The organism is Phytoactinopolyspora halophila, assembly GCF_003287285.1.
Taxonomy (GTDB): domain Bacteria; phylum Actinomycetota; class Actinomycetes; order Jiangellales; family Jiangellaceae; genus Phytoactinopolyspora_A; species Phytoactinopolyspora_A halophila.
Genome location: NZ_QMIG01000003.1, coordinates 261,738 through 284,736, shown reverse-complemented (window position 1 = coordinate 284,736; position 22,999 = coordinate 261,738). Strand labels below are relative to the sequence as shown.

General features: G+C 68.8%; 25 protein-coding genes. 16 read left to right on the top strand and 9 right to left on the bottom strand.

All coding sequences use genetic code 11. From position 1 onward, the window contains the following. The first annotated feature begins 56 nt into the window (after positions 1 to 56). From DPM12_RS06140 to DPM12_RS06120, 5 genes are all read left to right on the top strand, one after another. Positions 57 to 803: a helix-turn-helix domain-containing protein gene (locus tag DPM12_RS06140; RefSeq protein ID WP_112257384.1), complete on the top strand. Its 747-nt coding sequence runs from the start codon at positions 57 to 59 to the stop codon at positions 801 to 803. Between the two features lie 5 nt (positions 804 to 808). Continuing rightward, the gene (locus tag DPM12_RS06135; protein WP_211658522.1) at positions 809 to 1,156 is read left to right on the top strand and encodes a DinB family protein; all 348 of its coding nucleotides are present in this window, start codon (positions 809 to 811) and stop codon (positions 1,154 to 1,156) included. Positions 1,157 to 1,338: 182 nt separating this feature from the next. Then, positions 1,339 to 1,878, top strand: coding sequence for a DinB family protein (locus DPM12_RS06130; RefSeq protein WP_112257382.1), 540 nt, complete (start codon positions 1,339 to 1,341; stop codon positions 1,876 to 1,878). Positions 1,879 to 2,396: 518 nt separating this feature from the next. Further along, positions 2,397 to 3,572, top strand: coding sequence for a site-specific integrase (locus tag DPM12_RS06125; RefSeq protein WP_112257381.1), 1,176 nt, complete (start codon positions 2,397 to 2,399; stop codon positions 3,570 to 3,572). Further along, positions 3,569 to 4,516, top strand: coding sequence for a hypothetical protein (locus DPM12_RS06120; RefSeq protein WP_112257380.1), 948 nt, complete (start codon positions 3,569 to 3,571; stop codon positions 4,514 to 4,516). The genes DPM12_RS06125 and DPM12_RS06120 overlap by 4 nt, the downstream gene beginning before the upstream one ends. Before the next feature lie 88 nt (positions 4,517 to 4,604). Here DPM12_RS06120 and DPM12_RS06115 read toward each other — a convergent pair whose 3' ends face one another. Together DPM12_RS06115 and DPM12_RS06110 are read right to left on the bottom strand one after the other, a co-directional pair. Further along, positions 4,605 to 5,339, bottom strand: a complete 735-nt coding sequence (locus DPM12_RS06115; protein WP_112257379.1) for a ComEA family DNA-binding protein — start codon at positions 5,337 to 5,339, stop codon at positions 4,605 to 4,607. 196 nt (positions 5,340 to 5,535) lie between these two features. Beyond that, positions 5,536 to 6,012 (bottom strand): nuclear transport factor 2 family protein, encoded by a 477-nt coding sequence (locus DPM12_RS06110; protein ID WP_112257378.1) that lies wholly within the window; start codon positions 6,010 to 6,012, stop codon positions 5,536 to 5,538. A gap of 98 nt (positions 6,013 to 6,110) precedes the next feature. Here DPM12_RS06110 and DPM12_RS06105 point away from each other — a divergent pair, with 98 nt between their 5' ends. After that, on the top strand, positions 6,111 to 6,566 hold the full coding sequence (locus tag DPM12_RS06105) for a MarR family winged helix-turn-helix transcriptional regulator (RefSeq protein WP_211658520.1): 456 nt from the start codon (positions 6,111 to 6,113) through the stop codon (positions 6,564 to 6,566). Here DPM12_RS06105 and DPM12_RS06100 read toward each other — a convergent pair whose 3' ends face one another. After that, entirely contained in the window at positions 6,567 to 7,784 is a 1,218-nt protein-coding gene (locus DPM12_RS06100) for an MFS transporter (protein ID WP_112257376.1), read from the bottom strand. Positions 7,785 to 7,909: 125 nt separating this feature from the next. Between DPM12_RS06100 and DPM12_RS06095 the strand changes: the two genes are divergently transcribed. From DPM12_RS06095 to DPM12_RS06075, 5 genes are all read left to right on the top strand, one after another. Beyond that, on the top strand, positions 7,910 to 8,491 hold the full coding sequence (locus DPM12_RS06095) for a TetR/AcrR family transcriptional regulator (RefSeq protein ID WP_112257515.1): 582 nt from the start codon (positions 7,910 to 7,912) through the stop codon (positions 8,489 to 8,491). 32 nt (positions 8,492 to 8,523) lie between these two features. Beyond that, entirely contained in the window at positions 8,524 to 8,889 is a 366-nt protein-coding gene (locus DPM12_RS06090) for a DUF488 domain-containing protein (protein ID WP_112257375.1), read from the top strand. Between the two features lie 145 nt (positions 8,890 to 9,034). Further along, positions 9,035 to 9,784 carry an ATP-binding cassette domain-containing protein gene (locus DPM12_RS06085; RefSeq protein ID WP_170313665.1) on the top strand — a complete coding sequence of 250 codons (750 nt, stop codon included), beginning with the start codon at positions 9,035 to 9,037 and terminating at the stop codon, positions 9,782 to 9,784. After that, complete coding sequence (locus tag DPM12_RS06080) at positions 9,781 to 11,109, top strand: hypothetical protein (RefSeq protein WP_112257373.1); 1,329 nt, start codon at positions 9,781 to 9,783, stop codon at positions 11,107 to 11,109. Before DPM12_RS06085 ends, DPM12_RS06080 begins: the two co-directional genes overlap by 4 nt. Positions 11,110 to 11,121: 12 nt before the next feature. Beyond that, positions 11,122 to 11,766, top strand: a complete 645-nt coding sequence (locus tag DPM12_RS06075) for a hypothetical protein (RefSeq protein WP_112257372.1) — start codon at positions 11,122 to 11,124, stop codon at positions 11,764 to 11,766. A gap of 30 nt (positions 11,767 to 11,796) precedes the next feature. Here the strand turns inward: DPM12_RS06075 and DPM12_RS06070 are convergent, their stop codons facing one another. After that, positions 11,797 to 12,108, bottom strand: a complete 312-nt coding sequence (locus DPM12_RS06070) for an Rdx family protein (RefSeq protein WP_112257371.1) — start codon at positions 12,106 to 12,108, stop codon at positions 11,797 to 11,799. A 65-nt stretch (positions 12,109 to 12,173) separates the two neighbouring features. On the opposite strand from DPM12_RS06070, the gene DPM12_RS06065 reads away from it, so the two are divergent. The 5 genes from DPM12_RS06065 (at position 12,174) to DPM12_RS06045 (ending at position 18,105) form a co-directional block, all read left to right on the top strand. Next, complete coding sequence (locus DPM12_RS06065) at positions 12,174 to 13,166, top strand: FecCD family ABC transporter permease (RefSeq protein WP_112257370.1); 993 nt, start codon at positions 12,174 to 12,176, stop codon at positions 13,164 to 13,166. After that, the gene (locus tag DPM12_RS06060) at positions 13,166 to 14,317 is read left to right on the top strand and encodes a FecCD family ABC transporter permease (protein ID WP_112257369.1); all 1,152 of its coding nucleotides are present in this window, start codon (positions 13,166 to 13,168) and stop codon (positions 14,315 to 14,317) included. Before DPM12_RS06065 ends, DPM12_RS06060 begins: the two co-directional genes overlap by 1 nt. Beyond that, positions 14,317 to 15,126: an ABC transporter ATP-binding protein gene (locus DPM12_RS06055; protein ID WP_112257368.1), complete on the top strand. Its 810-nt coding sequence runs from the start codon at positions 14,317 to 14,319 to the stop codon at positions 15,124 to 15,126. Before DPM12_RS06060 ends, DPM12_RS06055 begins: the two co-directional genes overlap by 1 nt. Before the next feature lie 70 nt (positions 15,127 to 15,196). Next, positions 15,197 to 16,210, top strand: a complete 1,014-nt coding sequence (locus DPM12_RS06050; RefSeq protein ID WP_112257367.1) for an iron-siderophore ABC transporter substrate-binding protein — start codon at positions 15,197 to 15,199, stop codon at positions 16,208 to 16,210. Further along, on the top strand, positions 16,210 to 18,105 hold the full coding sequence (locus DPM12_RS06045) for a S9 family peptidase (protein WP_112257366.1): 1,896 nt from the start codon (positions 16,210 to 16,212) through the stop codon (positions 18,103 to 18,105). Before DPM12_RS06050 ends, DPM12_RS06045 begins: the two co-directional genes overlap by 1 nt. A gap of 81 nt (positions 18,106 to 18,186) precedes the next feature. Here the strand turns inward: DPM12_RS06045 and DPM12_RS06040 are convergent, their stop codons facing one another. From DPM12_RS06040 to egtA, 5 genes are all read right to left on the bottom strand, one after another. Next, the gene (locus DPM12_RS06040) at positions 18,187 to 18,486 is read right to left on the bottom strand and encodes an SHOCT domain-containing protein (protein ID WP_112257365.1); all 300 of its coding nucleotides are present in this window, start codon (positions 18,484 to 18,486) and stop codon (positions 18,187 to 18,189) included. Between the two features lie 142 nt (positions 18,487 to 18,628). Continuing rightward, on the bottom strand, positions 18,629 to 19,609 hold the full coding sequence (egtD, locus tag DPM12_RS06035; protein ID WP_112257364.1) for an L-histidine N(alpha)-methyltransferase: 981 nt from the start codon (positions 19,607 to 19,609) through the stop codon (positions 18,629 to 18,631). Continuing rightward, positions 19,606 to 20,370 (bottom strand): ergothioneine biosynthesis protein EgtC, encoded by a 765-nt coding sequence (egtC, locus tag DPM12_RS06030; RefSeq protein ID WP_112257363.1) that lies wholly within the window; start codon positions 20,368 to 20,370, stop codon positions 19,606 to 19,608. Before egtC ends, egtD begins: the two co-directional genes overlap by 4 nt. Further along, on the bottom strand, positions 20,370 to 21,713 hold the full coding sequence (gene egtB, locus DPM12_RS06025; RefSeq protein ID WP_112257362.1) for an ergothioneine biosynthesis protein EgtB: 1,344 nt from the start codon (positions 21,711 to 21,713) through the stop codon (positions 20,370 to 20,372). The genes egtC and egtB overlap by 1 nt, the downstream gene beginning before the upstream one ends. Then, on the bottom strand, positions 21,710 to 22,996 hold the full coding sequence (gene egtA, locus DPM12_RS06020) for an ergothioneine biosynthesis glutamate--cysteine ligase EgtA (protein WP_112257514.1): 1,287 nt from the start codon (positions 22,994 to 22,996) through the stop codon (positions 21,710 to 21,712). Before egtA ends, egtB begins: the two co-directional genes overlap by 4 nt. Positions 22,997 to 22,999: the final 3 nt, after the last annotated feature.

The window sequence follows — 22,999 nt, the reverse complement described above, 5'->3', positions numbered from 1 at the left end:
CGGCATGGCGTAGAGTGTTAACTTGTACTGATCAGCCGGGGAGAGGAGTGCGCCGGGTGACCCGCGAATCTGCGCTCGACATCGGAGATCGACTTCGTGCCGAGCGGCTGCGCACCGGCATCAGCGCCCGCGCGCTGGCCCGCGAGATCGGGGTGTCGCCCAGCCTGATCTCCCAGATCGAGACCGGCAAGAGCCGCCCGTCAGTGAGCACGCTCTACGCGATCACCAACGTGCTCGGCGTGTCCGTCGAGGACCTGTTCGAGCGTCCCGATCAGGCGCTGGCCGGATCGGGTGAACCAGGCAGCGCCGGAGCGAGCGCGGGGGCAGGGGTGCGCGGCGAGAGCCCGTTCGAGCACGGTGCCGCCGGAATCGCCGCGGTCGCCGCCGCAGCGGGGGAGAGCGTGGCGGGCGAGAGCGTTGCGGGCTCCGGATTGCGGGTGACGGGACCGGACCGGGGGCGACGGGTCGGGCCCGTGGTGCAGCCCGCGCAGCGTGAAGTGCTGACCCTCGACTCCGGCGTGACCTGGGAACGCCTCGGCCAGGTGCCCGGAGCCCACGTCGATTTCCTGCGCATCACCTACGAGCCCGGCAGCACCTCGGCCGGCAACGGCCGGCTCATGCGCCACCCGGGCGTGGAGTACGGCTACGTCGTCCACGGCGAGCTGGTTCTCACCCTCGGTTTCGACGAGCACCGGCTCGTACCCGGCGACGCCGTGTCCTTCGACTCCACCACGCCGCACGGTTACCGCAACGACGGCATGGAGCCCGCCGTGGGGATCTGGTTCGTGCTCGAATCGCTCTGATCGGCTTGGTCCGGCACCTGGCCGATGTGGAGCGCATCTGGTTTCGCCAGGTCATGGCAGGCCAGGATGCGCCGCCGCACTTCTGGTCGACGGCCGACCGGGACGCGGGTTTCCATGGCGCCGTAGCCGATCCCGAGATCGTCGCGCAGGCGTGGCGGTTGTGGCGAGCCGAGATCGCGTTCGCCGAGCAGGTCGTGGCCGACGCGCCGGAACTCGATGTCATTGGCCGCGGGTCCCAGCGGGGGCAGATCTCGTTGCGCTGGGTGTTGGTTCACATGGTGGAGGAGTACGCCCGGCACAACGGCCACGCCGACCTGCTACGCGAACGGATCGACAGTGCCGTCGGGGAGTAGCCACCCGAACGGGGGCCGCGCCAGGTCAACGCAGTGGTGGCGGGCCGACTTCGATACCGAAACATGCATTAATCACGACGGATCAGCGTTTTGGCGCACGTCTCGGCATCAAAGTGCCGGAATCGTGATCGACCCCGAAAAATCCTGGAGTCCGCTGGGATCGGCCCGCGTAGCATGTCGCCATGTCTGCTGAGATATCGAACCAGACCGATGCCGACCCGCGCGTAGACGCGCCGTTGCGGGCCGACGAGCGGGCGACGGTGGCGGGTTTCCTGCGGTTTCAGCGCGAGACCTTGGAATTCAAGTGTGCCGGTCTCGGCTCCGAGGAGCTGGCTCGCCGCAGCGTCGAGCCGTCGCCGATGTCGTTGCTGGGGTTGATCCGGCACATGGCGGACGTGGAACGTCTCTGGTTTCGGCGTCGGCTGGCCGGTCAGGATGCGCCGCCGCACTTCTGGTCGACAGCCGACCGGGACGCGGATTTCCATGGCGCCGTAGCCGATCCGGAGACCGTTGCGCAGGCATGGCGGTTGTGGCGAGCCGAGATCGCGTTCGCCGAGCAGTTCGTGGCCGACGCGCCGAATCTCGACATACTCGGCGATGAGCCGGATCGTGGCCAGGTCTCGTTGCGCTGGGTGTTGTTCCACATGGTGGAGGAGTATGCCCGGCACAACGGCCACGCCGACCTGCTACGCGAACGGATCGACGGTGCCGTGGGGCTGTAGCCACCCGAACGAAGTCCGCGCCAGGTCAACGCAGGGATAAGCCGCGACATTGACCCGGTGCGGGCTCCGTCGCGGCTTATCGCGGCGTTGCCCCGACCCGGCAAGTATGCCGTGGTGGCGGGCTGACTTCGATACCGAAAAATGCACGTATCCGCCAATGCGGCGAGATTTTCGCATGTCTGAATATCGAAGTTGGCGTATGGATCTCTACGGCCGCCCGACAGCTGGCCGTGGATCGCTCGTAAGGTCGCTGATTTCCGGGTACTGCCAGGGCTGTTAGGCCGCACTCCGCGTAGGGCAGATCGTGGGGGCGAGTCCTGGACTCGACGCACGATCAACATCATCGTTTCCGTGCTCAATATGGACGCTCGTCGGGGACGAGTAGCCGCCCAGATCGGTATGTAACGGATGAAATATGACAAACGCCAATAAAGCGGTCTTGCGGGATTCTCGCTTCTCGTGTTGCGGTTAAGACACGCGATAATATCAGTATATCTGACACAGATGCTGGAAGGTTCATGGCTGTCGAGCGCTCGCACCCAACACAGGCAATCAGCCGACCATCGCCGCATACTGACGGTTCTACCGTTCACTCAGGCGCCAACTCGGCTGAAATATCCGAACCAGAGGCAATACTCGATCTGCTGCGCTCTACTGCTGCCGAACATCGGGAAAACAGCATTTCCCAGCGCACACGCCAGCTCTACAGCAAGGACTGGGAACACTTCGTCACGTGGTGCGAATTCGCCGGACGAACGGCGCTTCCCGCGGATGTCGAGACCGTCATGCTCTATCTCGCCGACATGTCGCTTCAGGTGGACGAGGAGGGGAATCCGGCCTTCACATCGACCACCATGGAGCGCCGACTGTCGGCGATCAGCCGCCATCACCGCGACGGCGGGCATCCGAGCCCCACCCGGGACAAACAGGTGCGCGATGTCATCAACGGCATCGAACGCAGGCGCCAGCACCGGCCCAGGCGCATGCGGCCGCTCCTGCTGGATGACGTGAAGACGATTCTGGCCGCGATGAGCTATCCCACCTGGCCCGCCGGGCTTTCCGCGGCGCGCGACGCCTTCGTGCTGCTTGCCGGCTTTGCCGGTGCGTTTCGCCGCAGCGAGCTGGCCGGGCTCACCACGGGCCAGGTCACCTGGCACCCGCACGACGGCCTGCACGTGTTCCTGCCCTCGTCGAAGACCGACCAGACCGGCCAGGGCGCGACAGTCGCCCTGCCGTACGGGCGTTACCCCCACACGTGTGTGGTGTGTGCGTGGGTGCGCTGGCTCCGCGTCGTCGATGCCTCCGAGCGGGGCCGGCCAGCGGCGATGCGGGCAGTCAGATCCCAGCCGCCGTGGGAGGAGTGGCAGCACGTGTGCCGGTCGGGCGGTCCCGAACTGGCGCGGGACATGCCGCTGCTGCGCGGCATCCTCCGCGGCGGCAGGCTCAACCCGTCGGCGGTCAGCGGCGACGCGCTGCACGTCATGGTCAAGCGCCGGGCCGCCGAGGCGGGCTTCACGCACGACATCGGGTTCCACTCGTTGCGCGCCGGGTTCGTCACCCAGGCCCGGCGCAACGGTGCCGATCCACGTGCCATCCGCCGCCAGACCAGGCACGGGTCGGACGCGATGGTGGACGTCTACGACCGCGAGTACGTGCCGCTGGTCGGCAACGCCGTCCTGGAGCTGGGATTGTGAGCACGTCGCTTTACGTGGACTGGTGCGCCTCGTGGGACATCGAGCCGCTGGGCGCCGATGCCCACACCGTGCTGCGGTTCCTGCGCGAGTGCCCGGCGGCGCCCGCCACGCTGGCCCGGCGGGTACGCGAGATCAACGTGATGCACGAGCGCGCCGGGCTGCCGGCGCCAGGACACGACGAGGCGATCCGAGGCCACATACGTGCGATGGCGGGCCAGCCGGTGCAGCCCGCGACGCGATTCGACACGACGCGGGTGATGACCGCGCTCGCGCAGATACCGGTGCACGCCTGGCCACGCGCGCTCGCCGGCCGCCGCGACGCCGCCGTGCTGGCCCTGGTGTGCCTGGGTGGGCTGACCCGACGGCAGGTCTGCGACCTCGCTCTCGGCTTGCTGCGTGTCGACGAGTCTGCGGTGCGGGGACTTCCCGGTCCCGTGGCATCGCTGGAACGCACCGACGTGGCGGCGGCATGTCCGGTCTGCGCGTACACCCGGTGGCTCCGGCTCGCCAGGTGCGGGCACGCCACCGGCTGGCGGGGGACACGCGAGTGGCTCGCCGGGGAGTTCGACACGATGGGGCACCATCCCGAGCGCCACGACTGCGAGCGGCCGCTGCCCACCACGGCGCCGTACGCGGGACGGCCGCTGTTCACCGGGTTCGATCAGCACGGGTGGCCGCTGCGCCAGCCCTTGTCCACCCGCTCGGTGACGACGATCATCGCGACCCGGCTCCGGGCGGCCGATGACGCCGACGCACCGGGCGCCGGGGAGATGCCAGCCAGCGGTACGGCGGAGCGTCACGGCGGGCAACCCGGGCGTGAGCTCTACGAGGCGATGGAAAGCCTGCTCGACGAGTTCGAGGAGCGCCTCTCCGAGGTGGATCGCGATCTGCAGGACGCTCTCGGCGAACTGGATCGCTCGACGCGGGAGTTGCGGCAACGATGACATGGTGACGCCCTGGCGAGCGGTCCCTCCGGGGGAGGTGACGCCCGCCAGGGCGACGCCGATCGTTCGGTCAGGAAATGCGGCGCGATCAGATGAAGCGACGCCGCAGCATGGCCAGGCCGCCGCCGATTCCGGTCACGCCCAGGCCGACCAGCGCGAGCAGTGCCGGAGCTCCGGTGTCGGGCAGGGCCTCGCCTCCGGTGTCGTCGTCCTCCTCCTTCTCGTCATCTGCGTCGTCGTCGAACGGGCACAGCGGCAGGAAGCCGTTACCGCCGGCAACCAGCTCCTGCAGCCGCTCGCCACCGGCGCGCAGCCCGTCGACACGGTCGAGGTCGGCGATGGACGTGAACGGCCGCAGGTCGAGAATCTGTGCGGCGCGATCCGGCCCGATGTGCTTCAGCAGTTGCAGTTCTTCGAGACCGGCCGTGTTGACGTCGACACATTGTTCTTCCTGCTCTTGCTCTTCATCCTCGTCCTGCTCATCCTCGTCCTCGTCACACGCGGGAACGTCGATGGAGAGCGTCTCGTACGGAAGCTGCTCGTCGACCCACCACGCCAGCTCGTACTGGCCGGGTTCCACCGACACGCTCGTGGTGCCGTCCTCGTCCGAGAGGATCGTGGTGCCGGCGTCGTCGCCGCCGACCGTGACGATGTGCCAGCGTTCGGCGTCGTGCAGATCGTCGACGCCGATGGTGGGCGTGCCGTCCTCGCACGCGACGTCCACACTCGGCTCGATCTCGCTCGTGCTCGCCCCGGCTGCGGTCGTGCCACCCACGGCGAGTGCCAGTGCCATGGGCACTGCCATCATGATCTTTCTCAACATGTCCCCCCTAACTGGAATTATGCCGAGAGGCTGTTTAGTGGGGATTTGCGTTGGCGTCAATGCCTGAAATCAGACATTTCGGAAATTGGCCCCCAGTAATTTCCGAATCTCGGCCAAACCGCACATTCTGGTTCCACCAGATGGGATATCGGCGCATTCTGTCGCGCCGAGAAAGCGGCCTTCCGGGATTGGGGGTCTACGAGGCCGTGAGTGCCGTTTCGGGCGAACTTGGGATCCGCCACAGCTGCTCGCCCTGCACGCGCGAGAACCGCCAGCCATGCCGGGTACGAACGGCCTGCATGCGGTACTGCTCGCCGACGATGAACTCCGGCTCACTGCCGTCACGGCAGAAGGCCGCGATTTGCTGGGCGACCACGGTCGCGTGATCACCGTCGATCTCGATCTGCGGATTCGTCGTCATGTGGTGAGTCAGTGAAAAGTCCCCATGACTCTTCCGTGCCAGCTCCGCGAGCCGATCGGCGCCGCGCACGTCGCCGGATGCGACGAGAATGGAAGCATCCTCGGTGAAGACGGAACGCGCGTCGTCGAAACGTTTCTGGTCGAGCCACCGCCCGTGCCGGGCGAGCAGATCGGTGATCTCGGCGTGATCTTCGAGTGTGGCGAGCCGCTGCTCGAGCTCGTTGATGCGGTCAGGGGAGTGCTCCGTGGTCATGTCCGTACTCCTGATCGTGGCGTAATCGTTGGTGGTCCCAACGATTACGCCACGTTAGCAGATTGTTGGTAGGTCCAACAAAGCCTAGACTGCGGATGATGCCCATCGACGACCCCACACCCGAACGCCTGCGGCGCATACCGAGCCGGCAGTTGACGCAGGCAGCGGCGCATGCGCACCGCATCGTGGCGCACCGGCTGGCGGACTTTCGCACGCATCACTACGCCGTCATGGCTGCGCTGGACGAGGCAGGCCCCTGTAGTCAGGCAGCGCTCGGCCGGATGTGCCGGATGGACCGTAGCGACATCGTCACTGCCGTGGACGATCTCGCGGCGCGCGGATTGGTGGTGCGAAGTCCGGACGAGACCGATCGGCGGCGCAACACCGTCTCGCTCACACCCGAGGGCAGCGGCATGCTGCGGCACCTGGATGAGCAGGTACGCCTCGCTCAGGACGACCTGTTCGAGCCGCTTTCCCCGGAGGAACGCGCGCACCTGGCCTCGCTCCTTGGCCGGGTCCTGGAATATCACACGCACCTCGACGGGACTCACTGATCACGGGTTGGCTCGCCCGCTTGCCTTCTTGCCGGCCAGCGAGACCAGCGCGCCAAGCGCGGCGACGACGGCAACCAGCTGGACGATGCCGGCGAATCCCCGCGCCGCCAGGCTGCCGGCAAGCTGCGGCCCCAGGCTGGCTCCCACGAACATGGCGAACGCGTACAGCGCGGTAGCGGCGCCCTGGCGGTGGCCGGCGATCCCCGCGATCGCCTGGACCAGAGCCGGTGCCGCGACGAGTATCCCGGCCACGAACGCCATCAGCGTCGCGGCGAGCGGTAGGACGTCGTGCCCGGCAAGCGAGGCGCTCCACGCGGCGACGGCGGCGAGCGCCAGCCCGCCAGGTATGCGGACGTGCGGGTGGAGGCGAGTGAGCAGGGGCATGAGTACGGGCACCACGATCATCACCGGAAGGCCCGACGCGCGCAGGACGAGCAACGTTGCCGGGTCGTCGGCCATCGCGGGAGGGCCGGCGATCGTGACGGCTGTCAGGATGGCGACGTAGCCGCCGAGGAGGGTCGTCGTCGCGGCGAACAGGGCCAGCAGGCGGCCATTCGCCAACAGTGCTGGCATGGCCGTGAAGGCCGCGCTGACGCTTCCCACCTTCTGGGTGTGATCCGGGCGCAAGACCGCCGGCATGATCAGTGCCACGACCGCGATCAACAGCGCGCAGGTCAGGAAGACCGCCTGCCAGTTCGTCGCCCGCGCGAGGCCCTGCGCGCCCACCTGCATGATCGGTGCCGACGCCAGGAAGGAGCTGGTCAAACACGTCAGCACGAGTGGGCGACGGTTCGGCGCGATGCGTGCGGCGACATAGGAAAACGCCGCCGGCGCCAGCGACGCGGCAGTCAGCCCTTGAAGCGCGCGCAGGCCAACGCCGGCTTCCATGCCGGGGGCCGCGGCGACCAGTGCCGTCGTGGCAGCTGTCGCCGCCATGCCCACAGTCATGATCCGGCGTGTGCCGAATCGATCCGACAGCGGACCGAAGATCAGGAATCCCACGGCGTAGGCCAGCGCGAACGCCGTGGATGTCCATGTCACCGTCTCGGCGTCCACGCCGAATGACGTGCTCATCGGTTCGAGCAGGGCCAGCACCGTGTAGAGCTGGCCGACCATCAGGATGCCGCAGATCGTCAGGAACACGGTGGTGCGCAGGGTCGGAGCCCATGGTGTCGCCGTGGAAGCGCGCGAGGAGGACGGGGAAGTCGTCGTGGTCATGTCCCGAACGTAACCAACCAACCAGTTGGTTGGCAAACGTGAGAGCGGCCATCGTGACCGTGAGGGGAACACTTCAAACGGTGGGCTGCCGCGACCTGTCGCTCGCGTTCGATACCGTGAACGGCATGCCTCGCGATCCGTCTGCCACGCGCGCCGAGCTTCTGGCGGCCGCGCGCGACGAGTTCGCCGCACACGGCGTCGGCGGTGCCCGTGTGGCGCGCATAGCCGAGCGTGCAGGCGTGAACAAGGAGCGGATATACGGTCACTTCGGCAGCAAGGAGGCCCTCTTCGAGGAAGTGATGGTCGACGTGCTGCACGAACACACCGCCGCCCTGGGACTGCCGTCCGGGGATCTGGCGGCATACGTCGGCCGCATCTACGACTTTCACCGCGAGAACCCCCAGCTCCTGCGGCTGCTCATGTGGGAAGCCCTGCACTACGGTGATCAGGGCTCGCTACCGCGACACGAGGAGCGGTCCCGGCACTATGCCAGGAAAGTTCAGGCGCTCGCGGACGCGCTGGACGCTCCCGCAGATGTGCACGCCGCTACGATGCTGATCACGTTGATCGGGCTGGCTGCATGGCCCTCGACCCTGCCGCAGCTCACCGGCCTTATCCTGGAACGTTTCGACGAGCCCGGCAAGGCGTCGGCACAGCTACGTGAACAGCTCATGGAAACCACCAGGCGAATGGTTGGTGATCGGTGAATCCGGCGCTGGAGCGCGCATAGGCTGGCGCCATGAGCAGCGAGCGGCAGGTGAACGTTCGCCGAATCTACGAGCCAGCACGTGCCGCCGACGGCTGGCGGGTGCTGGTCGACCGGGTCTGGCCGCGTGGGCTGCGCAAGGACCACGCGCAGATCGACGAATGGTGCAAGCAGGTGGCTCCCTCGACGGAGCTGCGTCGCTGGTACGGCCACGACCCGGAACGCTTCGCGGAGTTCGCCCGGCACTACCGCGCCGAGCTCGGCGAACCCGAGCGGGCGGAGGCGCTGGAACGCCTGCGGGCGGTAGCGGGAGAGCAGCCGGTGACCTTGCTGACCGCAACCAAGGATCCGGACCTCAGCCAGGCCGCCATACTCGCCGATGCCCTCCGGGCACACTGATACAGCATCCTCGTATGTGATCGTCACGCTGGTGGACGGATCCGTGCCCCGGCACGCGATGGCATGGTAGATGTGGTGCCGGAGTGAGGGGCGACATGCGGGGGTCCGTCTTTTCACGCGATGCGAGTCGACGCACGGGGTGGACATGATCGAGGCTTGTGACCTGCGGCAGAGCTATCGCGGGCGGGTGATCATCGACGGCCTGTCCGTGCGTCTGGGCCCCGGCATCGTCTCGCTGCTGGGGCCGAACGGTGCGGGCAAGACGACGTTGTTGCGCACGCTGGCGACGATCAAGCCACCCACGTCGGGAACGTTCAGCGTCGACGGGCACGTGATCGACAGCCCTGCGGCGCTTCAGCAGGCGCGGCACCGCATCGGCTACCTACCCCAGGCCTTTGGCTACGATCCATCCCTCACCGTCCAGGACTTCGTGCACTATGCCGCCTGGATCCGGGGTGTGCCCCGGCAGCAGCGCTCCTCGCATGTGGCCTCGGTGCTCGACGACGTGCGGCTCGCGGAGCACGCCAAGACGAAGATGCGCAAGCTGTCCGGCGGGATGATCCGCCGGGCCGGCATCGCGTGGGCGCTGGTCGGTGAGCCCGCCGTTGTCCTGCTCGACGAACCCACGGTGGGGCTGGACCCCCAGCAACGCGTGGCCTTCCGGGAGATCGTGTCGCGCTGTGGCCAGCAGGCCACCGTCGTGCTGAGCACTCACCTCGTCGATGACGTCGACGCTCTCGGCGGTGACGTCGTGGTCATGAACGAAGGGCGTGCCCTCTTCCACGGGACGAAAGACGAGCTGGCCGCGCTCGGCGATGCGCCGTCCACGGGTGCAACCCCACTCGAGCGCGGCTACATCCGCGTGCTGGAGAATGCCGAGGCGACGGCTATATGAGGCTCATCGGCGTCCTGCGGCACGCGAACGCGCTGTGGCTGCTTCCGTTTCTGATTGCCGTCGACCTATCCATGATCTTCCTGCGGGACGATCACTGGGTCGGGGTGTGGCCCGAGACGGCCGTCGCCGCACAGATGCCGGCCATGTTCCTCGCCATGCTCGCGGCGGCCTACGCCGCGTGGACCGCCCGCCGCGAGGAACGTCTGGGACTGGCCGAGCAGCTCGAAGCCTCGGTGCGCCCGCGATGGCAGCGCGAGCTGCTGGGCGTGGCGTCGATCGCGGCGGTGACCGTCGTCGCCTACTGCGTGGGCTTCGTCGTCGCGCTCGCACGCACGCTCCCGCAGAGTCCGCCGGGATTCTCGCTCGTTCCCGGCTACTGGCTGCTCGGATTGTTCCCGATGCTCGCGGCCGTCGGCGCTGGCTGGATCCTGGGAAAGTACCTGCCGTCCGCGATCGCTGCCGTGGTGGCCGGTATCGGCGGTTTCCTGGCGTTCGCCTACTTCGGTGAGATCGGCGGCGAGCGCATCGTCGTGATATCCGGGTATCCGGACACGCATGTCGATCTCTTCGTCGTCCTGACCAGGGTGGCTGCGGCCGTCGCGCTGTGTGCCGTCGCGATCCTGCTCCCCGTGCGCAAGCCGCGCTCGTTGCGTGGTGCCGAGCAGCCTTCCTACCCGTGGGCGCGGCCGTTAGTGCTGGTTCCGGCATGTGTCGTAGTGATGATCTCGGTCTTCGCCCTTGGCCGCGCCGCGGGCCCGGCGATCGCCGAACGTGCTGCCGTGGACCCGCTGTGCCGCGGTGACCAGATGAAGCTGTGCTTGTGGCCAGAGCACGAGAAGTACGCACCGGTGGTGGCAGAGATCAGCCAGCGGGTCGAGGCGCTACCGGACATCTTCGTCCGCGAGGAAGACGTGGCCTGGGAATATGGACTGCGCTATCGCGTTGACCGGCTGGATGACGGCACCGTCGACCTGGGAGACGAAGAACAGGGCAGCTCGACGTTCGAGATCTTCGACGGCAGCCCGGGGGCAATCACGCGGGAGATCGCACGAATGATCTCGTGGCGCGGCTACCAGGGTGAGTGCGCGCGCGAGGTGGACGAGGCGCGGGATGTGACCTTGCGAATAGACAGCTGGCTGGAGCACTATCTCGCCGGTGGTGGAAGCCCGGGGCAGATCCCCGCCGGTGATCCCGAGGTGGGGGAGCAGTTGCAGCGCGGTTTCGACGTCGCCAACGGCGACCTCTCCCGGGAGGAGCAGTTCGAGTGGGCCGAGGAGCAAGTCGAGGAGTACCGCTCGATCTGCCCCCGGGATGGCCAGAGCTAGGGCCGGGCCGCGGTGAGCATCGAAGATCTGCGGACCTTCCTGTTCTTACGTCGCTGCTGGTTCGGCCCGGTGGTGGTTGCCCTGGTGTCGGTGGTGACCGTGGTGGTCGGTCACCACGAGGTGGCGAACCCGGTACCGATCGCCGAGGGCGTCGCGACGCTGCCGGTGTGGCGGTTGCTGTCACTCATCGTGGCGATCATGCCCGCGGTGCTCCTGCACAGCCCGCTGGGCGAGCTCGAAAGCGCGGCGGTCCGGGAGTACTGGCGTGTCCAGCACCTCTACCTGGCCGGATCGGTGGTGCTGTACCTGGGCTCGTTCACCGTGGTCGCGTGGCTTGGCCTGGGTGGTGATACGGCGTTGATCGCCCTGCGTGCCATGATCGCGTGGCTGGGCCTGGCATTGCTATCAGGACGGATGTTCGGCTGGTCACGCAGCTGGCTCCTCCCGCTGGTCAGCGTGGCGATCCTGCTGTTCTGGGGCATGGATACCGGCTCGACCTACGTGTGGTGGGAGTTCTCGGCGCGGCCTCACGACGACTGGAAGAGTGCCGTGGTGGCCGGCGGCCTGGCCCTGCTGGGCGCCGCGATCTACTGGGCGCGGTCCTGGCGTCGCCACCTCCTCCACCCGCTCCGCCGCGCCAGGTCCCTCTCCCGCTGATCATGAACACTAAGCGACTACATGGGTGGCCTAGTGTTCATGATCAGCGGGAGGGGGCGGAGGGGAGCGTCGGTCGGTGTGGCCGAGGCTGCGCCCGGGCGCGATCCGATCGCGGACCAGACGTTTGAGGTCTGCCAGGTCCGGATGTGCGCCTTGCTCCTGGCGTGACCAGAGCATCTCCTCGTCCAGGCGCACGTTGAACACGGCACCGGTCCCGGGCACCAGCGCGACCTCGCCGAGCTCGTCGGAAAACGTGGTCAGCAGCTCCTGCGCCGTCCACGCGGCTCGCAGCAGCCACCGGCATTGCGTGCAGTATTCGATCTCGACGCGTGGTTGCCTCATCGTCACATCCTCGGGCATCGCAGCCGACGAAGAATATTAGGCTAGGCTATGCTAATCTCGCCGGGATGCGATCGACCGGCGTGCCCTGGACCGTGGCCGCCGTCAGTCTATTGCTTGCCAGCCTGCTCGTGAGCCTGCGCTACGGCAGTGTCTCGCTCGATTGGGCCACGGTAATCCGCTCGTTCACGGAGCTGTCCGGAACGGACGAGCAGATCGTGCGCGAGCTGCGCGTTCCCCGCACCCTCATCGGGCTCGGTGTCGGCGCCTCGCTGGCCGTCGCGGGTGCGCTCATGCAGGCGGTGACCCGCAACCCGCTAGCCGATCCGGGCATCCTCGGTGTCAACGCCGGAGCATCCCTGGCCATCATCGTGGCGATCTTCGTCCTCGGAATCTCCGCGCCGACATCGTACGTCTGGTTCGGCCTGGCCGGAGCAGCGGTGTCGGCCACCGCCGTCTACGCGCTGGGCTCGGGCGGGCGTGGCGGGATGACACCCACGAAGGTCACGCTCGCCGGGGCGGTCCTCGCGGCCCTGCTCAGCTCGTTCACGTCGGCGATCATGTTGCTGGACGAGCGCAGCCTCGACCAGTTCCGGTTCTGGATGGTTGGCTCCATCGCCGGCCGTGACATGGCCGTCGCCGCGGCGGTGGCACCGTTCATGGTGACCGGGCTAGTGCTGGCGCTCGCGATGTCGCGTTCGGTCAACGTTCTGGTGCTCGGCGCCGAGGTGGCGCGCTCGCTCGGGCAGAACGTGACCCGGGTACGCCTGGCCGTCGCCGGAGCGGTCGTCTTGCTGGCTGGAAGTGCCGTCGCGGCGGCCGGCCCGATCGCCTTCATGGGGCTGGCCGTGCCGCACATCGTGCGCCTGATCGTCGGGCCGGACTACCGGAAGATCCTCCTCTACTCGCTCCTGGGCGGCCCGGTCATACTGCTGGCCGCCGACGTCGTCGGCCGCCTGGTGATCCGGCCGGCCGAGCTGCAAGTGGGCATCGCCACCGCGATCGTCGGTGCCCCGCTGTTCATCGTGCTGGCCCGGCGGCGGCAGTTGGGGCGGGTGTAATGGCCAGGACACCCACGCACCATGACGCGCACGGCGCGCATGACGGCCGCGGCGCGCATGACGGCCGCGATACGCATGACGGCCACGATACGAAGAACGCGCACGGCGCCCGGCGGCGAGCCGTGCTGCGCAACACCCGGCTGGGATTCTCCCGGCGGGTGGACCTCCGCGTCGTCGCCGTGCTCGTCGCGACGATCGTCGCGTGCGGGGCGATCGCCGCCTATGGCATGACGCTCGGCGACTACCCGGTGCCCTTCGGCGACGTGTGGCTCACGCTGCTGGGCCAGGGGACGGACGGTCACGAGTTCATCGTCCTTGACCTCCGGCTGCCCAGGGTGGCCGTTGCCGTGTGCGCGGGTGCCGCAATGGGCCTGTCCGGAGCGATCTTCCAGAGCTTCGCGCGAAACCCCCTGGTCTCGCCGGACATCATCGGCGTCAACACGGGTGCGGCACTCGTCGCCGTGGCGCTGCTCACCACGTACGCCGGCCACCGGCACCTGCTGGAACTCGGCGCGTTTGCCGGTGCGATCGGCGCGGCCGTCCTCGTGTACCTGTGCGCGCGGAGCAAGGGCCTGTCGCCGTACCGGATGGTGCTGATCGGCATCGGCACCGACGCGTTCTGCCGTGCCGGCATCTCGCTGTTCCTCGTCCAGGGCGAGAGCACCCAGGCGCAGACGGCGGTGCTGTGGATGGTCGGCTCGCTGCACCGGGCCGACGACGCGTCGGTGCGGTTCCTGCTGGTGATGCTGGCCGTGCTGGGACCGGCGGCGATGGTGTTGCGACGCGCCCTGGAGAACGTGCAGCTGGGCGACGACGCGGCCCGCGCCCTCGGCGTCCGGGTCGAGCGCACGCGGCTGGCCGTGCTGGTGGTCGGCGTGCTGCTGGCGGCCAGCGCCGTCGCGATCTGCGGCCCGGTCGCGTTCGTCGCGTTCATCTCGCCCCACCTGGCTCGCCGGATGGCGCGCGCGCCGGGACCGTCCATCTTCGCTGTCGCCGCCGCGATCGGCGCCTTCCTGTTCCTGTTCGCCGACCTGATCGCGCAGCACGCGGTTCCCGTGGGGCTACCACTCGGTGTGATCACACCGCTGATCGGCGCGCCGTACTTCCTGTACCTGCTGCTTCGCGCGAGCCGTCACGAGGAGGTTACCTAGTGCACGCGCTGCGAGCCGAGAACTTGAGCCTGGCCTACGACAAGGCCGCGGTGATCGAGGATCTCACGGTCAGCCTGCCCGAAGGGAAGATCACCGCCCTCGTGGGCCCGAACGGGTGCGGGAAGTCCACGCTCCTGCGTGGCCTGGCCCGGCTGCTCAAACCCGAGCGGGGTGCGATCTACCTCGACGGGCGGGAGATCTCGCGGCTGCCGAGCAAGAAGCTCGCCCAGCGGCTGGGCCTGTTGCCGCAGTCGCCGAGCGCTCCCGACGGGCTGCTGGTTCTCGACCTGGTGGGGCGCGGCCGATACCCGCATCAGAGCTGGCTGGACCAGTGGAGCCGGGAGGACGAACTCGCGGTGGAGAAGGCGCTGGAGCTGACCGGTGCCAGCGAGCTGCGCCATCGCGTGGTGGACGAGCTGTCCGGAGGGCAGCGCCAGCGGGTCTGGATCGCGATGGCGCTGGCCCAGCAGACCGGCACGCTGCTGCTGGACGAACCGACCACGTTCCTCGACATCGCCTACCAGGTCGAGGTCATGGAGCTGCTGCATCAGCTGTACGAGGACGAGGGCCGCACCATCGTCGTCGTGCTTCATGACCTGAATCAGGCGTGCCGGTATGCGCACCACCTGGTCGCGCTCTCGGAGGGGCGTGTCGTCGCTCGCGGCGCTCCCACCGAGATTGTCGACGAAACGCTGGTGCGCGACGTCTTCGCCCTCGACTGCCAGATCATCGACGATCCGGTCGCACACACGCCCTTGGTGGTTCCGCTGGGCCGCAAGGCGGCGCCGGTGTCCGCCAGCGCATCCTGACCCGCCCGACCTGACCTACCGCCGATCTGCCAAACCTGACCCGACCTGACCTGCCAGAGACGAAAGGGACATGATGATACGCCCTAGCATCACCACCGTCCGGCCCGCGGTTGCCGCGATCTCCGCCGGACTGCTCCTGGTCGCGTGCAGCGGCAGTGACGACGGCACGTCCGATGCGACAGATGCCGATGCGCCGGATGCCGGAGACCGGACGATCGAACACGAGCTCGGGGAGACGGAGGTGCCCGGGGATCCCGAGCGAGTGGTGGCGCTCGACCCCTACGCGTCGCTGCCCACGGCCCTGGAGGCGGGCGCCACCGTGGTCGGGACGTCCTATCAGCCATTCGGCGAGCCGTTCCCGGAGTACGTCGACGCCGAGCTGGCAGGCGAGGCCGAGGACGTCGGCTGGTTCACCGACCTGAACGTGGAGCGGATCGCGGCGCTGGAGCCGGATGTCATCGTCGGCCTGGTGTCGTTCATCGAGCCGTACGAGGAGGATCTGTCCGAGATCGCGCCGACGATCGCGCTCCCGCTGGACGACATGGTGTGGAAGGACACGCTGGAGACGGTGGGCCGGGCCATCGGCCGATCCGACGAGGTGGCCGACCGCCTGCAGGAGTACGAGCACGAGGCGAGCGAGCTGGAGGAGGAGCTGGCCGACGCCGGAGTGGCGAGCGAGCCGGTGTCACTGCTCAACATCCGGGCACTCGACGATCTGCGGGTCTACACCAGATCGTGCGCGGCTGCCGTGTTGACCGACGTCGGGCTGGAGATGCACCTGTCCGACGAGACCGAGGACGGCGACAACGCCGTGCGGCTGAGCATCGAGCGGCTCACGGACGCCGACGCGGCCCATCTCTTCTACTTCGTCGGCTCCACGGGCACCAACCCCGACGATGCCGAGGCCACCCACGACCAGGTCTCCAACCACCCGCTGTGGACCGAGATGGACGCGGTGCGCTCCGGGAATGCCTACGCCGTCGACACCGGGTGGTGGTTCAACTGCGGCTCGGTCCCGGCGGCGGAACGGATCCTGGACGACACCGGCAGCGCGCTGCTCGACGGGACGGTTCCGGAGTCGTGATGCGGCCGGTGAGCGCGGACTTCGCCAACCTGGCCGAGCCCGGCGCGCCGGCGCTGTCGCCAGACGGCGAATGGGTCGCCTTCTCCGTCACCACCGCCGAGGACGGTCCGTACGCGTCGCTCTGGCTGGCGCCCGCCGACGGGGACGCCAAGGCCGAACCGGTGGTCGGGCGGGTGCGCCTGGCGGCGGGACCGTGCTGGAGCGACGACGGCACGGCGATCGGCTACGTCGAGTGGAACGGGGCATCGCTGGTGGCGACCCGCTTCGAGGTGCCCCGTGGCCTGGCTAGCCGCACGGTGACCCTGCCGGTCAAGGCGACGGGGGCGAGCGCGCTGACGTGGCTTCCGGGCGGCGACCGCGCCGTCGTGCTGCTGCGCATGCGAACCGGGGCGGCGGAGACGACCGGCCAGCTGTGGCTGGTCGACTTCTCGGTCCCGGCGTTACGGCCGCTGAGCACCGCACGGCTGGACGTCGCCCACGTCGCACCGGCGCCCGACGGTGCCGAGCTCGTCGTCGTGGCCGGCGGTGCCGATCACGACGCCGATCACGACGCCGATCACGACACCGGGCACGACGCCGACGACCTCGGTGGCATGGACGGCTCCGGCGCTCGCCTGTGCGTCGTCGATGTGGCCTCGGGCGCGGTGTCGCGCACTCTGTGCACCGCGGCGCGCATCCCGACCACGCGCGATCAGACGCTGGCCTGGTCTCCGGACGGCACGCACGTCCTGTTCAGTCACGGCGGACCTGACGATGGGCATGGCCCGGCCGTCGTTCCTGCCGAGGGCGGCGTCGTGCGGTCCCTCTGGCAGGGCCGCAGCGGCACCGTACTGAAGGCGGAGTGGGGCGATGCCGGGCGGCGCGTGGTCGCGCAGGTCTTCCGAGGGACCGGCTCGGTACTCGTGGAGCACGACATCGTGGACGGCACCACCCGCGAGCTGTGCCCCGTCGGTGCCGGCTACCCGCGCTTCTCGCTGGGGGCGCAGGGGACGCGGGCGGCGTTTCTGACCAGCGGCGAGCACGCCGGACCCGATGTGTGGGTGCGCGCCGCCGACGGCACGACACGCCAGCTCAGCGACCTCAACCCGAGGCTGCGCGAGCTCCGGCTGGGCAGCGTGCAGGAGGTGTCGTGGCCGAGCAGCCACGACGGTACTCGCATCCACGGCCTGCTGGCCCTGCCTCCCGGCGGGGTGGATGGCCCGGTGCCGACGGTGGTCAACGTGCACGGTGGCCCGCACTACCACTGGTGCGCCGGGTGGCTGGGCTCGTGGGTGGATTGGGCGCAGCTGCTCGCCTCGAACGGGTTCGCCGTCTTGCTGCCCAACCCGCGGGGTTCGACCGGACGGGACTGGGAGTTCGCGCACGCGGTCCGGGGGTCGCTGGGGACGCTGCCACTGCGCGATGTCCTCGACGGGGTGGACATGCTGGTAGACGACGGGATCGCCGACGAGAAGCGGCTCGGTATCGGCGGCTGGAGCTACGGGGGTTTCCTCACGGCGTGGGCGGTGACCCAGACGCAGCGGTTCGCGGCAGCCGTCGTCGGGGCCGGTATCGCCGACGTCTACAGCTTCGTCGGTTCGTCGCCGATGGGTCCGGCGTGGCGGGCGTTCTTCCCGGGCGCCGCCTATCCGCGCCGTGCCGAATTCGACGCGGCGTCGCCGATGTCGTATCTCGATCGATGCCGGACGCCGACGCTCGTCGTGCACGGTGACCGGGATCGCAAGATCCCGGCTGATCAGGCGCGGATGTTGTATGGGGGATTGCGCGAGGTGGGGGTGCCGGCGGAGCTGGTCCTGCTCGAAGGGGAGGGGCACGTGGTGACGTCCGTGGACGCTCGCACGGTGCTGCTCGATTCCACGCTGGCATGGTTCCAGCACCACCTCCTTTTCCGCTGATCATGAACACTAGTCGACCTATGTAGCCGCATAGTGTTCATGATCAGCAGGACGGTGCCGGGTCGTGGTGGCTGCCAGTGGTCACGGCTGTTCCAGGCCGGAGATCCTGCGGAAGTACTCGTCTTCGTCGATCTCGCCGGCGGCGTAGCGACGTTGCAGGATCTCGCGTGGCTCCCGCGACTCGGTGCTGGTAGCACGGGATCCACTGCCGATGGAACGCCGGTGCTGGAGAAAGGCCCGGGTGGCCGCTACGGCGCCATACACCACCAGTGCGAGCAGGGCCACACAGAATACGGCCGACACGGCCATCCAGGCGCCCATGCCGTTCATCATGTCCCCCATGTCGCCCATAGCACTACCACCGTTCCATTCGAGCACCATAATATTACTATCTACATATAGTACTACGCAGACATCGTGCATCCCAACGTGCACACCCCGTCCCCGCTGATCATGAACACTATGCGGCTACATAGGTCGCTTAGTGTTCATGATCAGCGGGGGTAGGGCGGGGCTCGGTGGGCTAGGTGGGCTCGGTGGGGGTGGCGAGGGTGAGCGCGAAATCGCCGTCCGGATCGGTCCACCACGACCGGACGGCGAAGCCGGCGAGGGCGAGCTCGGATGCCACCGTGTCCGGGCGGAACTTGGCCGAGATCTCGGTGCGGATCTCCTCACCGTTGGCGAACTCGACGGTCACGCCGAGTTCGGCGATCCGTACGACGTGATCGGAGCCAGCACGCAGGCGCATCTCGATCCACTCGTTCGTGGCATCCCAGGTGGCAACGTGGTCGAACGTCTCGGGAAGGAAGTCGGCGCCCAGCGAGCGGTTGATGACGTGGAGCACGTTGCGGTTGAACTCGGCGGTGATGCCGGCGGCATCGTCGTAGGCGGCGACGAGCCGTCGTGGATCTTTGACCAGGTCCGTGCCGAGCACCAGCGTATCGCCCGGACGGAGCGAGGCGCGCACGTCCGCCAGGAATCGGTGTCGCTCCGACGGGAAGAGGTTGCCGATCGTGCCGCCGAGGAACGCGACGAGCCGCCGGCCCCGTCGCGGCAGCAGGTGCAGGTGGTGCTCGATGTCGGCGACGACACCATGGATGTCGAGCTCGGGGTAGTCGGCGTCCAGCTCCTTCACCGCCCCGTTCAGGGCACTCTCGCTGACATCGACGGGGACGTAGCGCCGTAGCGCGCCGGCCGTGCGCATGCCGCCGAGCAGCAGATGCGTCTTCTCCGACGACCCCGAGCCCAGCTCGACGAGCGTGTCGGCGCCCGCGAGCAGCGCGATCTCGTCGGCGTGTGCGGTGAGGATCGCCCGCTCGGCTCTGGTCGGGTAGTACTCCGGCACGCGGGTAATCTGTTCGAACAGCTGGCTGCCCCGCGCGTCGTAGAAGTACTTCGGTGGCAGCGTCTTGGGTGTGGCGGTCAGGCCCGCACGCACGTCGACGGCCAGGGTGCGGGCGAGGTCGGTGTCGTCGAGATGGCGGTCGATGCCGAGGATGGTCATACGTGCTCCACACGAAGGTCGGTGCGGGTCACACCGTCGAGACTTGCCTCGACGAGCGAATCGGGCGGCAGTTCGGTCCAGGCCGGGTCGTCGTCGACGGGTTCGGAGGCGATCACGACGGAGCCCGGGTCGGTGCGCAGGTAAAGGGTGTCACCATGCACGGTGGCGGCCAGGTGGTGGCCGTCGGTGGCGAGCAGGTTGAGCCATCCGCCGCCCGCGCGGGCGACGTCGCTCATCACGCCGGCAAGCCCGCCGCCCAGCGTGTCGCCGCCCTCCCACCGGGCCACGGCCAGGCCGAAGAGGAACGCCGAATCGACCGGAGCCAGCGCGTCCGGGATGTCGGCCACGGCCTCGCGGAGGGTCTTGCGCACCCGCGCCCAGTCGGTGACCTTGCCGTTGTGGCTGAACAGCCATGGTCCGTGGGTGAACGGCGCGACGCAGGACTCGTCGGCGGGAAAGCCGGGTGTGCCGCCGCGCACGGCGCCGAGCACGCATCGCGCTTCCACGGCGGGCGCCAGGCTGGCGAACGACGCATCGGACCAGATCGGCTGGGCGCGGCGGTAGCGAACCGGGGCGGTGCGGTGCTGCGGGTCATCGGTACGGTGCTGCGGGTACCAGCCGGCGCCGAACCCGTCGACGTTGACGGTGCCGTGCCGTTGCAGCGCGGGCGCGTAGGACTGCCGCACCAGCGAGTGCGGCGGGTCCAGCAGGAGCGCGGCCAGGGATGCCGGCGTGCCGAGGTAGGCCAGGTGGCGGCACATCAGGCATCCCTCGCGCAGCGGAATCCGGCGAAGATCTGCCGCCGGATGGGGTAGTCCCAGTTGCGGAACGTGTTTCGGCAGGCTACCGGGTCGGTGGCCCACGAGCCGCCCCGCAAGACCTTGTACCCGGCGCCGAAGAACACCTCGGAATACTCCGGGTAGGGGAACATGCAGAACCCGGGGTGGCCGGTGAAGTCGCTCGACGTCCATTCCCAGACGTCGCCGAGCATCTGCCGGGCGCCCACCGGCGACGACCCGCCGGGGAACGAGCCGGTCGGTGCGGGCCGATGGCGAAGCTGGCCGAGGTTGGCGTGCCCGGCGGTGGGCGCGTCGTCGCCCCAGGGAAAGCGCCGCTTGGTGCGGGTGGACGGCTCCCAGGAGGCGGCCTTCTCCCACTCGATCTCGGTGGGCAGTCGCTTGCCGGCCCAGCGGGCGTAGGCGTCGGCCTCGTACCAGCAGACGTGCTGCACGGGCTCGTCGGCCGGCAGCGGCTCCACCCGCCCGAAGCGCCGGCGGCACCACTGCTCGCCGTCGCGGATCCAGAACGCGGGGGCGCGCTTGCCTGACCGGTTCCGCCACTCCCAGCCGTCGGCGCTCCACCAGCGCGGATCGTCGTAGCCGCCGTCGACGACGAACTCGGCGTAGGCGCCGTTGGACACCGGCACGGTGTCGATCCAGAACGCCGGGACGTCGACCTGGTGCGCGGGACGCTCGTTGTCGTAGGCCCACGGATCGGCCGACGTGCCCATGACGAACTCGCCGGCCTCGACCAGCACCTCGGCCGGTACGTGGCCGTCGTGGGGCGCGGGCAGCGGGTCCGTGGCGGGGAGCGCCGGTTCGCCGCGGCGTAGCTGGTGGGTGGCGAGCATGGTCTCGTCGTGCTGGTGCTCGTGCTGGATCACCATGCGGTAGACGAAGCCGCTGTCCATGAGCGAGCGATCCGGCGTCAACCGCAGGCCGTCGAGCGAGTCCAAGACCTTGCGCCGGACGAGTCCGATGTAGTCGCTGGCCTCGCTCGGACCGAGCAACGGCAGCGACGGGCGCTCGGCGCGGGGATGCTCGAACGCGTCGTAGAGGTCGTCGATCTCCGGGCGCATCGGTTCGATACCGGCGGCGGCGCGCAGCAACCACAGCTCTTCGTAGTTGCCGACGTGGGCAAGGTCCCACACCAGCGGTGACATCAGCTGAGAATGCTGGGCGACGAGTTCGTCCTCGTCGAGGACGGCCGTGGTCAGGCCGAAGCTGCGCTGCCGCACGCGTTCGAGCTCGTCGGCGACGGTGGCCTTGATGCGTTCCTCGTCGGCGTCGGCGGGTGCCGCGGCGGCGGGTGTGATCGGCTTCATGTGAGCTCCTCGGATTCGGTGACGGGGACGGCGGCGGTCACAGATGGCGTGCCCGCGCGGGCGTCGTCGGCCGGGCATCGGGCTTGGGCGACATATCGTTCGAGGAAGGACTCGACGAGCGCGACCAGTCGCGGATCGGCGCCGATCGTGGGCAACGCGGCGACGGCCGCGTCGAAGCAGGTCCGTGCTGCACGTGCCAGTCCGGGGTGATCCATCGCGTGCCGCGCGGCATCGAGCCACGCACCGGTGACGGGTTCGGCTGCCGCCATGGCGATCTCGCCGGCCCACGGGACACCGACCAGCGCCGTCAGGACTGCCACCGGTACGGCCCAGAACTCGGGTGCTTGGGTGTCGACGTAGCGGATTTCCAGCCAGCCTCGCGGACGTACGGGAGGGAACAGCGTGGTGAGGTGGTAATCGAGATCATCCTGGGAAGGCGGCAACGATAGGGACGCCAGGGAGGGCAGCGTCGAGACACCGTCGCCGTTCGTACCCGCCGTGCTGGCGTTCATCCATGCCCCGAACGTGACACCGGGATCGGGTGTCCACGGCGGTTCACCGGTGCGCAGTAGCATGAGCGGGGCGTCGAGCAGGTAACGCGTCCACGCCCCTGCGGGATCCGGTCCCGGCGGCTGACGGGTGCGCGGCGGGTCGAGTAGCTGCCAGACGGCCTGGCGGGTGGACTTCCAGCCCGTCACCCGTCCGGCGTGCATCGGGGAGTTCGCGAAGGCGGCCACCATCGCCGGCCCCACCGCGTTCAGTAGGTGCCATCGCCGGGCGACGTCGGCACGGTCGGCCCCGGCGTCGAGATTGATCTGGATAGACGCCGTGCTGCACATCATCACCCGGCCGCGATGGCCGCGGCGGTCGAAGTACGCTTCCATCGCGTCGTAGCGCGGATGGTTGATCTGGCGATAGGGCTGGCGGCACGGATCGATCGCCGATGGAACGAGCGAGAAGCCCGCGTCGCGGAGCGCGTGGCGCAGGTGGCCGACGTCGGCATCCACCGCGTGCCAGCAGGCGGAGAGGTTCAGCGGCGGGGAGCTCAGCTCGACCTGGCCGCCGGGTTCGAAGGTGGCGGTACTGCCGCCGGGGAACGGGCCGGCCCTGTTGAGGACGTCGCGGAGATGGTCGATCGGTACGGGTTGATCGGGTCTGCGGGGATCGGCGACGAGCCACTCCAGCTCGGCGCCCACCACGCGCGGCGGTCCGGTCTTGAAACAGATCTGCTCGACATAGCCGCGAACCGCCGCGTGATCATGTAATGCCCGCGAATCCACCATCGA

What these genes read in the sequence shown, in the direction of transcription:
- DPM12_RS06130 (WP_112257382.1), top strand. Translation starts at nt 1,339, where the DNA reads ATGTCTGCTGAGATATCGAACCAGACCGATGCCGACCCGCGCGTAGAC.
- DPM12_RS06125 (WP_112257381.1), top strand. Translation starts at nt 2,397, where the DNA reads ATGGCTGTCGAGCGCTCGCACCCAACACAGGCAATCAGCCGACCATCG.
- DPM12_RS06115 (WP_112257379.1), bottom strand. Translation starts at nt 5,339, where the DNA reads ATGTTGAGAAAGATCATGATGGCAGTGCCCATGGCACTGGCACTCGCC.
- DPM12_RS06110 (WP_112257378.1), bottom strand. Translation starts at nt 6,012, where the DNA reads ATGACCACGGAGCACTCCCCTGACCGCATCAACGAGCTCGAGCAGCGG.
- DPM12_RS06105 (WP_211658520.1), top strand. Translation starts at nt 6,111, where the DNA reads ATGCCCATCGACGACCCCACACCCGAACGCCTGCGGCGCATACCGAGC.
- DPM12_RS06100 (WP_112257376.1), bottom strand. Translation starts at nt 7,784, where the DNA reads ATGACCACGACGACTTCCCCGTCCTCCTCGCGCGCTTCCACGGCGACA.
- DPM12_RS06095 (WP_112257515.1), top strand. Translation starts at nt 7,910, where the DNA reads ATGCCTCGCGATCCGTCTGCCACGCGCGCCGAGCTTCTGGCGGCCGCG.
- DPM12_RS06090 (WP_112257375.1), top strand. Translation starts at nt 8,524, where the DNA reads ATGAGCAGCGAGCGGCAGGTGAACGTTCGCCGAATCTACGAGCCAGCA.
- DPM12_RS06085 (WP_170313665.1), top strand. Translation starts at nt 9,035, where the DNA reads ATGATCGAGGCTTGTGACCTGCGGCAGAGCTATCGCGGGCGGGTGATC.
- DPM12_RS06080 (WP_112257373.1), top strand. Translation starts at nt 9,781, where the DNA reads ATGAGGCTCATCGGCGTCCTGCGGCACGCGAACGCGCTGTGGCTGCTT.
- DPM12_RS06070 (WP_112257371.1), bottom strand. Translation starts at nt 12,108, where the DNA reads ATGAGGCAACCACGCGTCGAGATCGAATACTGCACGCAATGCCGGTGG.
- DPM12_RS06065 (WP_112257370.1), top strand. Translation starts at nt 12,174, where the DNA reads ATGCGATCGACCGGCGTGCCCTGGACCGTGGCCGCCGTCAGTCTATTG.
- DPM12_RS06060 (WP_112257369.1), top strand. Translation starts at nt 13,166, where the DNA reads ATGGCCAGGACACCCACGCACCATGACGCGCACGGCGCGCATGACGGC.
- DPM12_RS06050 (WP_112257367.1), top strand. Translation starts at nt 15,197, where the DNA reads ATGATGATACGCCCTAGCATCACCACCGTCCGGCCCGCGGTTGCCGCG.
- DPM12_RS06045 (WP_112257366.1), top strand. Translation starts at nt 16,210, where the DNA reads ATGCGGCCGGTGAGCGCGGACTTCGCCAACCTGGCCGAGCCCGGCGCG.
- DPM12_RS06040 (WP_112257365.1), bottom strand. Translation starts at nt 18,486, where the DNA reads ATGGTGCTCGAATGGAACGGTGGTAGTGCTATGGGCGACATGGGGGAC.
- egtD (WP_112257364.1), bottom strand. Translation starts at nt 19,609, where the DNA reads ATGACCATCCTCGGCATCGACCGCCATCTCGACGACACCGACCTCGCC.
- egtC (WP_112257363.1), bottom strand. Translation starts at nt 20,370, where the DNA reads ATGTGCCGCCACCTGGCCTACCTCGGCACGCCGGCATCCCTGGCCGCG.
- egtB (WP_112257362.1), bottom strand. Translation starts at nt 21,713, where the DNA reads ATGAAGCCGATCACACCCGCCGCCGCGGCACCCGCCGACGCCGACGAG.
- egtA (WP_112257514.1), bottom strand. Translation starts at nt 22,996, where the DNA reads ATGGTGGATTCGCGGGCATTACATGATCACGCGGCGGTTCGCGGCTAT.